Source organism: Staphylococcus sp. KUGN1 (assembly GCF_045984185.1).
GTDB lineage: Bacteria > Bacillota > Bacilli > Staphylococcales > Staphylococcaceae > Staphylococcus > Staphylococcus warneri_A.
This window is the reverse complement of the sequence record NZ_JBJQIL010000003.1, coordinates 166,279-179,003: the sequence shown is the minus strand read 5'-3', so window position 1 is coordinate 179,003 and position 12,725 is coordinate 166,279. Positions and strand designations below refer to the sequence as shown.

Sequence of the window (12,725 nt, the reverse complement as noted above, 5' to 3'; positions counted from 1 at the left end):
AGTTTCATTAGTTAGCCTGGACGTGTTTTAATATCATCATTTAATTAAAGTCTAATAATGTTAACACTATAACAAACCTTCTTTTATGAAAGTTTTGAAACAACATGTTACTATCAGAGTATAGTGTAATGTAATAAAATTACACTATATTATCAATAACAAGTGTTTAGTTGAGAATGTTAATGACTATTTTAAGTGTAATAACAGTGAATCATTTCATTAATATCATTCATTTCACTTAAACTATCAATTTCATTAATAGGCTTATAATACTTGTATCATCAATTTCTCAACGAGTCATTAAATATATAAGTTGATGAAGTTGACTATTTAAATCCTAAATGTAATAATAATTAGTAAGAGATTAGAATTATTATAAACAAACAATGATTGTTATCTAATTCTAATAAAACATTTCAAATTATCAGGAGGAATTTACCTATGTCTTTAATTAATAAAGAAATCTTACCATTCACAGCACAAGCTTATGATCCAAAGAAAGATGAATTCAATGAAGTATCTCAAGAAGATTTAAAAGGTTCTTGGAGTGTAGTTTGCTTCTACCCAGCTGACTTCTCATTCGTTTGTCCAACTGAATTAGAAGATTTACAAAACCAATATGATAAATTACAAGAATTAGGCGTAAATGTATTCTCAGTTTCAACTGATACTCATTTCGTACACAAAGCTTGGCATGATCATTCAGATGCTATTAGCAAAATCCAATACAATATGATTGGTGACCCTTCTCAAACTATTACTCGTAACTTCGACGTATTAGATGAAGAACTTGGTTTAGCTCAACGTGGTACTTTCATTATCGACCCTGATGGCGTTGTTCAAGCAGCTGAAATCAATGCTGACGGTATCGGCCGTGACGCAAGCACATTAGTTCACAAAATCAAAGCTGCTCAATATGTACGTCAACATCCAGGTGAAGTTTGCCCTGCAAAATGGGAAGAAGGTTCTGAAACTTTACAACCAGGATTAGACTTAGTAGGTAAAATTTAAGGAGGCATTATTAGAAAATGCTTAATGCTGATTTAAAACAACAATTAAAACAATTACTTGAGCTTATGGAAGGCGACGTTGAATTCGTCGCTAGCCTTGGCTCTGACGATAAATCAAAAGAATTAAAAGAGTTATTAGATGAAGTAGCTGAAATGTCTGCGCACATTTCAGTTACTGAAAAATCTTTAAAACGTACACCTAGTTTCTCAGTTAATCGCCCTGGCGAAGAAACAGGTATTACTTTCGCAGGCATTCCATTAGGACATGAGTTCAACTCTCTTGTATTAGCTATTTTACAAGTTAGTGGACGTGCACCTAAGGAACAACAATCTGTGATTGATCAAATTAAAGGATTAGAAGGTTCTTTCAATTTCGAAACTTACGTAAGTTTAACTTGTCAAAAATGTCCAGATGTCGTTCAAGCATTGAACTTAATGAGTGTAATTAACCCTAACATTACACATACAATGATTGACGGTGCTGTCTTCCGTGAAGAATCTGAAAACATCATGGCTGTACCAGCTGTTTTCCTAGATGGAGAAGAATTTGGTAATGGTCGTATGACAATTCAAGATATTCTTAACCAATTAGGAAGCACTGCAGATGCATCGGAATTTGAAGGCAAAGACCCTTACGATGTATTAGTTATCGGTGGTGGCCCTGCAAGTGGTAGTGCTGCGATTTACACTGCACGTAAAGGGTTACGTACTGGTATTGTTGCAGACCGTATCGGTGGTCAAGTTAATGATACTGCTGGAATTGAAAACTTCATCACTGTTAAAGAAACGACAGGTACTGAGTTTTCTTCTAATTTAGCAGATCATATCGCTCAATATGATATCGATACAATGACTGGTATTCGTGCAACAAATATTGAAAAAACTGATAGCGCTATTCGCGTTACTTTAGAAAATGACGCTGTATTGGAAACTAAAACAGCCATCATTTCAACAGGTGCAAGTTGGCGTAAACTTAATATTCCTGGCGAAGATCGTTTAATCAACAAAGGTGTTGCTTTCTGCCCACACTGTGACGGTCCTTTATTCGAAAATAAAGATGTTGCAGTCATCGGTGGCGGTAACTCAGGTGTTGAAGCTGCAATCGATTTAGCAGGAATTGTTAAACATGTTACTGTATTTGAATACTCAGATGAGTTGAAAGCAGACAGTGTTCTACAAGATCGTTTACGTTCATTATCAAATGTCGACATTAAAACTAAAGCCAGAACTACTGAAGTCATCGGTGAAGATCATGTCACTGGTATTAAATACGAGGATATGAACACTGGTGAAGAACAAGTCGTTAATTTAGACGGTATCTTTGTACAAATCGGTTTAGTACCTAACACATCATGGATTTCTGATGCAGTTGAACTTAACGGACGTGGCGAAGTTGTTATTGATCGCAATAATAGCACTAATGTTCCAGGTATCTTCGCTGCTGGTGATGTAACTGATCAGAAAAACAAACAAATCATCATCTCAATGGGTGCTGGTGCTAATGCCGCATTGAATGCTTTCGATTATATTATTAGAAACTAATTAAATGGATTCAGCATTTCATTAATATATATCTTCAAAACAGAATTCCCCTATGGAATTCTGTTTTTTTATTATTTAATTCTTTAAACATGTTATGATGGAATTAATGAAAAGTTTTAATCTTTAACATCGTTGGGTTTTTACAATATCAAGACACTGTTTTCTAGTCTAAATCCATCTCATATCATAAATTTTAAAGGAGCTATTATGAATACCTTAAATCATATTACCAAAGCAAAAATCTATGAAATTCAATCTTTTTTAGACATCCCTAGAAAACTTTCACCACTTGAGACATTACATATTGCTTTTAAATCACATCACATTAACTTCATTTATAACCAAATGGATAAAACCGAACAAGACTGTATTAAATCCATGCTAGACAGCTACGATAATCCAGTCTTAATCAATGAAGATATTAAACATAAATGTAATTTATCAGAACGCTTAGGTTTTATTTTTAAAACTTCAACAAATACATTTATGGTAGATACTCACTATTTAAACCAAATCAATACATATGTTTTCGCTAATCATTACCAAAATAAAGTCCAAGACGAAGATGGACAGCTACTTATTCAACAGTTAGATCAATTAGATAAAGAACTTTTCAATGCCATTCAACATACATCTTTGAAAGATTATTTATCAACTTTGAAATCGAAAAGCTTACAAGACATTTTGAAATTTTACCAAATTAAAAGTCCGTCAAAAATTAAAAAATCAGACTCCGTCAATTTAATTCATGATACCTTTTTCAAAGATGTTACTTTATTAGAAAATGTCTTTAATCATTTTAAACCGTCATCTTTGTTCATGTTACATCAAATCATTAAAGGCCATACCAATTACAACAACAACATTGATTTAGCAGCTACAGTCGCTGAACAGACAAATTTACATACTGTGTCAGACGTTTTAGATCACTTATTTATATTTAATTATAATGAGCGCCATAATATCATATCTATTCCCTATGACGCTTTAGATTTTATTCAAAATTACATTAATAATAAGGGTGGTATTGAGACTTTCCTTAGTCAACAAGAGCAACATATCGCTTCTGAGGATAATCAAGTACTCGAGACTCTACGTTTATATAGTAAAGATACTGCGATCAATGATGACAATGTCTCTAGTAGTACTGTTAACGAAGACATTAAAGATCAAGAAAGTGAAGTACCTGAACTTGAATTATACATGGATCCCGAAATCCGCCAAAATTTAGCCGAAGAACAATTAATTCAATTTAAAAATGATAAGAACATGCAACAGTATATAACACCCTTCAATATCTATTTTGCGATAACGAATTTATATGGCTATGCATCATTAGAACGTGTTGTTCATTTAATGAAACACTTATACAACAGAGATATGACAGAAAAGGATATTATAGATGAAATAGAAGCTATGAATATCAATCAATTAGTCATCGTCCAAAATGATATGTTATTACACCCAGTAATTCCTATGCTCGCAAATAGTGATGAGATAGACGATCCACTAAAAGGATTTTATGAACCTAGCCATCTCGATGAACTATTAATATATGCAAATAATGAATTTTACACACGTAATACCAAGTTGAAACAATTCATCAAGTTTCTTAGAAATAACATAAAAGAAGATGACGATGTTAAAAAAGAAAAAACCGTAAGATATATCTTATTCCACCTAAGAATAGCACCAGATGAAGCTCATGCAGTCGAGATGATGAATAACTTAATTAAACAAAATAAACTTTTACCGATACCAGATAAAAAATTATCTATGCAAATTGAAAAAGGTTGGACACATCTACGTTTATGGAGTTTGCGCGGTTATACTGTTAATGAAACAAAATCACTTTAATTATTTATACACAAAATGTTCATAGTTCATAAATAACTAAGTGCTTAAACATTCAAATCATTTTTGATAAGTGATACGCTATAATATGTAAGAATTTAAAATAATGAATATTGTATGAATAAAAGGAGTTCCAAACCTGATGAAAAAAAGAGTTCTACTCACGTTAATTTTATCTTTTGCACTTATCTTATCAGCTTGTGCAAATAAAAGTGAAGATGATAATGATCATGATTCACATAGTAGTGCCCATGCACCTAAAAATGCTAAGCAATTAAAGGAAAAAGATATTTTCACATCTAATAAAAACATTGCCACTATCAGTGAAGATGAAATGAATAAAGCGTTAAAAAAATATCTACAAGTTAACAATGATATTTTAGATAATAAGTACGTGATGCAACATAAATTAGACAGACAGAGTGATAGCAGCACTAAGATTACTAAAAAGCAATCCAAACAATTAAGTGAATTGTCTAATCTTGCAGTAAAAAACGACTTACACTTTAAAAAGTTTGTGAATAATAATAAGATTCCAAGTGAATATAAAGATCCAACTAATCGTATTATCAAATATTTTAAAGCACTTAATAGTACAATCGCTAACGTTGATGAAGACATTGAGCAATTGAATTATCAACCACAAAATTCAATCAATGTCGTAGACGTACCAACCAACTATGCAGGCGATGTAAACAAAAAGCAACAAGATAAAATCAAATCTTTCTTAGACAAGAAAAATATCAAAACTGATGTATTTGATAAATAAACTAAAAAGCTTCTAACCGTTATAAAATTTGCGGATTAGAAGCTTTTATTTATATCTTAAGCCAAATTGACATCACCCGACGTCTAAGTCACACTATAGATAGTTAAACTTTTTATTTACTCATTTAAAAAAATTTTGGAGAGTGACAAGATGAAGTTACGTGTATCTTTTTTAGTGCTCGCGATTTTATCAACAGTGTTAACTATTTTAATGTGTGCTAAATATCCAACTGGGTCTAATACAATCAGTTTGGATAAGCCTGTAGAACTTTGGTCTGCAATAGGTACTATGGTAGCAATAGCATTACCTGCACTCATATTATGTTTTTTCAACTATATGACAACCAGAATTATTTCAAGTATTCTTCAAATTATTGCGGTTCCTGTATGGGCATTATTGGCACTTATCGCATTCTTTATGGAAAACTATTGGATTGGCGTTACCGCTACTATATCTTCAATTTTAATTATAATAAGTGTTTTTGTAACGCTCATAGTGGACTCATCGAAACAAAAGAAAAGGTCAACAAATTAAAATGTATCTATTTAGACTACTGGACGTCTTAAATTTAAAAAAGTGAAATGCACCTTTCATTTAGGGGCATTTCACTCTTTTTTACATTTCAATAAGATAAGGTTTACAGTTCTCAATTTTAGCAGTTAACGCTTCATCTTTCGTTATTTGTTCTAAATACACAAAGATACATCTAATGACAACCTGATGGGCAACTATGACAATTGGATCTGCATTATGATCAACAATAGAATTGAAAAAAGTTGCTACTCTATCAAATACGTCTTGATAACTTTCTCCTTCTGGTGCTTTTTGAGTAAAGCTATGACGGAAATCTTTGAAGTTATCATCATTAAAATATTTATAAAAGGTTTCATCCTGTGACACTTCTTTTTTATATTTCCCTTCAAAGACACCTAGTGATCTTTCTTTTAATAAATCAGTAAATGTTGTCGGTATATTATAAGGAAATATTGCTTCATACGTTTGTTGTGTTCTCAATAAGCTTGAAACATATACATGATCAATATTTTTATTCGTAAAATAATTCACTAATGTTTGTGCGCTCTCTGTACCTTGTTGCGTTAATGGCACATTAAGTTGACCACAAAAATATGGTTCCCCATACTTATTATCATAATTGGATTTAGATTCACCATGTCTTACTAAATATATTTTCATTTTGAATCTCCTCGCTCATATTAACTTGTTTTACTTAATAATAAATTAATTGATAATCCAATTAAAATAATTCCTACCGCATAATCAAAAATAGCTTTAATTTTAGGATTACTGAACAGTAATTTAATATATTGAAATATAAAGACGCAGAATAGGAACCAACAACATGTTACAAGCACTACCGATAATGCTAAAACTGCAACTTGAGAGGTCATATGTATATTTCCTTGTGATAAGAATTGAGGTAATATACTCATGTAATAAAGTAATGCTTTAGGATTTAATATCGTACTTAAGAAACCTTGTCTATATGATGATAGATATGACACTTGATTTAAGTCTTGTTTTTTATCATTAAATGACATCGATTGACGTGCTGATAAGATAGAGCGTACGCCTAAATAGATTAAATAACATGCACCAAGTACTTTAATCAAAACAAAGACATAATATAAACTTGTTAATATGTATATAATTCCAAAAATAGCTAAACTAGCGTAAACAATATGACCCGTGGTAATACCTAATGCGGACATCATACCGTTTCTTTTTCCTGAATGGACCGTATTTTTCATTACAATTAGAAAATCAGGTCCAGGTACAATGATGATTAAGAGTGAAATCAATATAAATGTTAATATACCTTCCAAAATGAATCCCTCCATAAAGCTATCGTATCAATCCATGCATAAACATACAACACTTCGAAAAATATTAAGAATTGACTAACTATTCATGCATATATGATAAATAAAATTAAAAAATGAATGATATGATTGCATATTTATAATTAAATGTACACAACGAAAAATTTATTTTAGAATTAAGTTGTTTTAATTGGTAATATAATATAATTCATGATATTATATACATGTAGTTAATAAGTAACTACAAAGTCTTTTATATTCATGAACATAATACTCCTGGATGGCGTTACCCAGCGTCATCCTCTTTTTTTGTCTAAATTTAAATGATATATATTTTTATAATCACTTTACTCAATATAACTCTTCAATTATGATCAATCGATTAGGGTACGTAACCAATGAGGAGGTATATATGTTATGAAAATAGTGATTATTATTTTAGGTATACTCGTCATTTTGTCATGGTTGTTTTTATTTTATATTTACAGACAAAATGGTTATAAAAGTAATTCAATTAAAGTACAAAATATCATCCTTCTAGCATGTTTACTAACACTTCTAATGACCATTTTAGCCAGTATTTACGTCGAGTAATTGGGCTACTATTAAATAATAAAAAAATAGAGATGTCCTTATCAATTAAGGTCATCTCTATTGCTATGTTACAATTATTTTTTTCTTAAAGCTTTTAAAATAAGTGATACCACGAAAATTAAAATAATTGAACCTAATAATGCTGGGAAGATATAAATTTTACCTAGTTCTGGTCCCCAATGTCCAAAGATCATTGAACCAACCCATGCACCTACGATACCAGCAATAATATTACCTAAAATACCGCCTGGGATATCTTTACCAAGAATTGCACCTGCAATCCAACCGATAAGACCACCTACGATGATCATTCCTATTAATCCGAACATGTGTCTTCACTCCTTTCAATACATAATTATCATTATGTCTACCTATGGTGTATACCCCATAATCACATCCCGAAACAATTTTAGTTAAAAATTTATTAAAACTAGTAAAAAAATAGATATTTATATATTGATAATTATTAACCATTCATTTAAAATTTCTAATTGCAATTCATTCAATAACGAATGTACAATAAACAAATGGGATGGTACCGACTTATTATTTTCTAAGAATATGAAAGGTTGTATCATCTTGAACGCAAATAAAAATAAATTTTTCATTTTTAAAATAGGTTTCGATTTATTAAGTGCGATATCTATTATTTTAATTCTGATCATTATTACACTCAATTTTTATATTAATGGTCATTTACATGGTCAATTTGAGATGGGTTTTCATGTTGAAAGCAATCAAATTTATCTACTTTCTTTTCTTATTATATTAATTATTTTAAGTAGTATAACTTCATTTTTATTAGGTCGTTTTAATAACAATAATTAAGAAAAGCTATGGCACTGACATTCAATCAATTTCAGCCATAGCTTTTCTTTATTCGTGATTTATTTTTCGTGTATAGAGCGCTCAGTTTCATCCTCTTCATCATCCTCTAAAAATAATGTATCAATGACTTCATAAGCTGTTAACAATAGTCCTAGCGTCACTGCAGTATTCGCAGAATGATTGTCAAAGAACTTTACAACGCTAATTTTTTCTAAAAAATGAAAAAAGGCATTATCAATACCGTAATCAAAGTTAAAATAAGTAATTGCTATACCAATTGCAAATGTAATCATTAAATTAATACATACACCTTTAATTACTTCATTCACTTTAGAATTGATTACCCATCACCCCGTAAAAATCAATAAATCATTATGTATACTTTAAGATTAACAAAAATAACTAAGCAACTCCACACATGGAAAATTTCAAAGTCCTCAGATTCACATTATTTATATATTGAATATCCCTCATGAAGTTTTTGAAAACAAAAAAGAACCTCATAGGCTAAGCCTACAAGGTTCCGACAATAAACTATATATTATTGTTCTTCTTTTATATAGACATATTTTATAACATTCCATCAACAATCAAAACGCCTATAAATCAGTATATATAGCTATGCCATCGTTAAATTAAAGTTCATACTCTTGCTCTTTGTTTCAAAATTATGCCTTTTTTTTGCCCTTAAAATTGTTTGATTCCACGTGGAATCATCAGAAAGTTCTTCACTAACTTTTATAAATTTAGTTACTTGAGTTCTGTTTAAATTTACTGACTTTAATCAATTTGATCACTCACCATGCCAAGATCATTTTCTTTAACTTGCTTTAATCTTCTGCTATTTCATAATTAGATTTACTAATTATACTGATCTTGCATTTCATGACGCCAAATTCATTTACCATTAACACACATAGTATAGTTACGAAATAATATTTGCCACTGTAACACAGGACGTTTCTCAGAACATAAAAAAATACCATACCTATTTAAATAGATATGGTATTCTTTAAAGATTGAAAAAATATTGAAGATCTTAAAAACGAGTGACCAGCTCTACAGATATTATAACCGATTTCTAATAATTTAAACATAAAAATACCACACCTTAAAAAAGATGTGGCATAACCTAGTTAAGCTAAGTAAAACAATGGAGATTTGAATGAAAATAGATTTGCTTAAAATCTATTATACGTATAACCGGTTTCTAATAATTTAAACATAAAAAAACACCACTAATTAAAGTGGTGTTGGGGTTTTCATGAATATTATACAAAGGGGTAGAGCCAACTGGCTCCATTGACTCTACCATTGTCTAACCGATTTCTTATATTTTAAACATATTTAGTCACACGAACTCGTTCCTCCATTGCAACAAAATAGATTTCTCACATTAAAAAGCACTACACCTAAAAGATGTAGCGCAAAAAACATAAATAAACAAAGTTGGACGATCATATAATACCTAGAAATTTAAATTTTAAACATAGTATTCACTAAATAAATTAAAATATCTGTTAAACTAAAAATAGATGAATTTTTAGTGAGGTGATGATGCATTGACCTTTGTCATAGTATGCCTATATGTACTCTGTTTTATTTGTCTTTTGCTGTTCTCTTATTATCTATACATGTTATTTAATTTAACAGACCACCATCATAAGATAATTTACACATTATGGACTATTTTATATGCAATATGTATGACGGTTATTATTGTACTATTATTTAAATTCAGTTGATTCAATCATTACAATTCTTATTCAATACAGAAAACCACACTCAATATAGAGTGTGGCGAAAAGATATTTAAATGCGTAAGCAATAATGGAGTTGGGGAACTCCGTAACTAATCATAACATTTTTACAAATTAAAAACCACGATCACAATGAACGTGGTTTTGCAGAAAGTAAAAGATATTTTATGAGTTCTCACTTCATGTGATATTTATGTTATAACATACCATCGTACATAAAAACAAGATTTAATATGTCATTCAATAAAAAAGCAGTCACTATGACTGCTTTTTACACAAATAGAAACAAGAGGGAATATTTCAAAGCAAAATCACTACAATTATTTTGTAGCGTTTATATTCCTATTTTAATGTATCATTATTTTACTAATGATGAAATCACATTAATTTACAATTTTTTGACAATCCTTTCATAAAAAAACCGTATCATAACTGATACGGTCAATGACTCTGAGTTAAAAAGTATGTCGAATTTACCCAGTGACATGCATAAGTAAATTAGTCAGGGATTTTTTATAGCTTTCTACAAAGGGTTGCATGTATTGTATATAATACCATAAAAATAAGAACAGTTAAATAAACTGTTCTTAAATAGTAACGAATATATGAGGTTATCAATTACTAATATATATAATATAATATTGAACTCTATAATGCAAAAATTTACAATTTTATTTACGTAACTTTAGTTTGAAACTAAAGTACTCATTTTTGAGTACTTTAGATGTAAAAAAGTTTTAGTTTTAGACGTAGATTATAACACACTTACAAAGACTTTCACAATACAAAAAGATAGCCACTAGGACTATCTTTCGAAAGAAAACTAATAATGATGATAGAATGCCTCGTGAGAACGTAATTAATATCTCACTACTATTAATCTACCATTAATTTCTTATAAATATAACCCCAAATGAAGCATTTTACAAAAAAAAAAACTACCTTATTAAGATATGGTTAACGAAAGCTTTACTAATAACAAGAGATTGGGTGAAAATCTAAGGGAAAATAATTATTTAATAAATAGAAGATAAATACCATATCTTAAATAAGTGTAGTAAAAACTATAGTTTTTTGAGTGTTTAAAGTTATACAAATGCATAACTGCTATATTAATATAACCATTTTTTTAAGTATTAAACATAGATAAGTAGATATATTCCTTCTTAAATCTCACTATTTAGATATTATTTTCCAATTCTTTTAAATCTCGCTCATTTCTCTTCATAGTCTTGACCAATACTATCTATAAAAACTGGTGTCGCCACATTCATATCTACTTTATCAGTATATATTGTGGTATTTATTCCACTTCTTCATCCCATTCGCCTATGTTAATTTCAAAATTACGATTTGTAATTTCTTGTTTATCTGTAAATAATTTATGATATTTACCCAACATATCACGAGCACGTAAGCGCTCACTAGACTTAATAGGAACCTCTATAAGTTCAACATATTCATTATAAACTAATTGGACTTTGCCATTATGTGGGTTCTCTTTATACTCACCACGTTTAACAATCATTCTACATCTTCTAATGGTAAACTCATGCCTTTCCATCCCTCTAGAGCACCAGCTAATTCGTATGCCTCAAAACCATTTTGATATAATTCCAATAATGCTCGTTTACCTAAAATAGTTCCACCAGTCCAATCATATACAACATAGATCTTATCTTTTGATAATTCACCTAAATGTTCATGTAATTCCTTAGTTGGTATTTCAATTGAACCTTTTATTTTATCTTTTTTTACTTTCTTTGGTGCGTTTCTAACATCTATAACAGTATATTTATTTGTACCTTTTTCCATATCTTCAAGAACAACATGGTGATTAATATACAAGCTTAAAAAAGTTTCTAAAAATTCAATTCTATTCATCTTCTCCATCCCTTTCAATATTATTACGTAACTTATTCATTAAATGGAAAAACATTTCTTTTTCTTGTTCATCAAAACCACTAATTACATTTGAAACAAAGTCATAGTTATGTGGTAAAAACTCATTTAATTTTGAATAACCTAATTCAGTCATTTGTACATAACTAGTTCTTTTATCATTAGATATGTTCACTCTTCTAATTAATCCTTGTCTTTCTAATCCTTTAATAATACCAGTAATAGTTGACTTTTTATTACCTATTTTCTTGGATAATTCTGACGGTGATAGCGTTAAATCCTCTTCATATAATAGCAACATCAATATTGAAAATTTAGCCTCTGTCAATTCATAATCTTCTATAAAACTATCGTAATCATTTTTCATAAGTTTATAGGTTTTATTAATCTCAAGAAACAACATAACTGAAATAATATCTAAGTTACTATACTTCTTTTTTAGCCATTCTAACTTTTTATAAGTTGGGCTATCTATCAAATAAAATTCATTCACGTGAATTCACCCCTAAAATATAGTTAGGCACCTAACTACTTAAAACTTAACATACCTTTTAGTATTTGAAAAGTATAAATACACTTCATATAACAAAAACACCAAACCGCTTAGGCCTGGTGCTTGTTTATA

The 12,725-nt window shown here is 29.7% G+C and carries 12 protein-coding genes and 1 pseudogene; 5 read left to right on the top strand and 8 right to left on the bottom strand.

The window, feature by feature from the left end; translation table 11 throughout:
- Positions 1–441 precede the first annotated feature (441 nt).
- From ahpC to ACJQQZ_RS09360, 4 genes are all read left to right on the top strand, one after another.
- A complete protein-coding gene (gene ahpC, locus ACJQQZ_RS09375; protein WP_124228237.1) occupies positions 442–1,011 on the top strand; it encodes an alkyl hydroperoxide reductase subunit C in 570 nt (189 codons plus the stop codon).
- Between the two features lie 17 nt (positions 1,012–1,028).
- Positions 1,029–2,552, top strand: a complete 1,524-nt coding sequence (ahpF, locus tag ACJQQZ_RS09370; protein WP_002451490.1) for an alkyl hydroperoxide reductase subunit F — start codon at positions 1,029–1,031, stop codon at positions 2,550–2,552.
- Positions 2,553–2,759: 207 nt separating this feature from the next.
- Positions 2,760–4,409, top strand: a complete 1,650-nt coding sequence (locus ACJQQZ_RS09365) for a hypothetical protein (RefSeq protein ID WP_145506148.1) — start codon at positions 2,760–2,762, stop codon at positions 4,407–4,409.
- A 139-nt stretch (positions 4,410–4,548) separates the two neighbouring features.
- Positions 4,549–5,175, top strand: a complete 627-nt coding sequence (locus ACJQQZ_RS09360; RefSeq protein ID WP_124228235.1) for an NDxxF motif lipoprotein — start codon at positions 4,549–4,551, stop codon at positions 5,173–5,175.
- Between the two features lie 116 nt (positions 5,176–5,291).
- Here the strand turns inward: ACJQQZ_RS09360 and ACJQQZ_RS09355 are convergent, their stop codons facing one another.
- The 3 genes from ACJQQZ_RS09355 to ACJQQZ_RS09345 all read right to left on the bottom strand — a co-directional run bounded on the left by ACJQQZ_RS09355 (position 5,292) and on the right by ACJQQZ_RS09345 (position 7,019).
- Entirely contained in the window at positions 5,292–5,507 is a 216-nt protein-coding gene (locus ACJQQZ_RS09355; RefSeq protein ID WP_185291342.1) for a hypothetical protein, read from the bottom strand.
- Positions 5,508–5,790: 283 nt separating this feature from the next.
- Positions 5,791–6,369 carry a histidine phosphatase family protein gene (locus tag ACJQQZ_RS09350; RefSeq protein WP_124228233.1) on the bottom strand — a complete coding sequence of 193 codons (579 nt, stop codon included), beginning with the start codon at positions 6,367–6,369 and terminating at the stop codon, positions 5,791–5,793.
- 20 nt (positions 6,370–6,389) lie between these two features.
- A complete protein-coding gene (locus tag ACJQQZ_RS09345) occupies positions 6,390–7,019 on the bottom strand; it encodes a LysE family translocator (protein WP_002451495.1) in 630 nt (209 codons plus the stop codon).
- Between the two features lie 414 nt (positions 7,020–7,433).
- Here ACJQQZ_RS09345 and ACJQQZ_RS09340 point away from each other — a divergent pair, with 414 nt between their 5' ends.
- Positions 7,434–7,610, top strand: a complete 177-nt coding sequence (locus ACJQQZ_RS09340) for a hypothetical protein (RefSeq protein ID WP_182459457.1) — start codon at positions 7,434–7,436, stop codon at positions 7,608–7,610.
- Between the two features lie 74 nt (positions 7,611–7,684).
- On the opposite strand, the gene ACJQQZ_RS09335 is transcribed toward ACJQQZ_RS09340, so the two are convergent.
- The 5 genes and pseudogenes from ACJQQZ_RS09335 to ACJQQZ_RS09315 all read right to left on the bottom strand — a co-directional run bounded on the left by ACJQQZ_RS09335 (position 7,685) and on the right by ACJQQZ_RS09315 (position 12,593).
- Positions 7,685–7,939 (bottom strand): GlsB/YeaQ/YmgE family stress response membrane protein, encoded by a 255-nt coding sequence (locus ACJQQZ_RS09335; RefSeq protein WP_002451497.1) that lies wholly within the window; start codon positions 7,937–7,939, stop codon positions 7,685–7,687.
- 558 nt (positions 7,940–8,497) lie between these two features.
- Entirely contained in the window at positions 8,498–8,731 is a 234-nt protein-coding gene (locus ACJQQZ_RS09330; protein WP_241004985.1) for a hypothetical protein, read from the bottom strand.
- A 2,770-nt stretch (positions 8,732–11,501) separates the two neighbouring features.
- Positions 11,502–11,726: pseudogene (locus tag ACJQQZ_RS09325) on the bottom strand (terminase small subunit); the annotation flags it as partial.
- Positions 11,723–12,082 carry a rhodanese-like domain-containing protein gene (locus tag ACJQQZ_RS09320; protein WP_124228229.1) on the bottom strand — a complete coding sequence of 120 codons (360 nt, stop codon included), beginning with the start codon at positions 12,080–12,082 and terminating at the stop codon, positions 11,723–11,725. The gene ACJQQZ_RS09320 and the pseudogene ACJQQZ_RS09325, both read right to left, overlap by 4 nt.
- A complete protein-coding gene (locus ACJQQZ_RS09315) occupies positions 12,075–12,593 on the bottom strand; it encodes a MarR family winged helix-turn-helix transcriptional regulator (protein WP_408023125.1) in 519 nt (172 codons plus the stop codon). Before ACJQQZ_RS09315 ends, ACJQQZ_RS09320 begins: the two co-directional genes overlap by 8 nt.
- Positions 12,594–12,725: the final 132 nt, after the last annotated feature.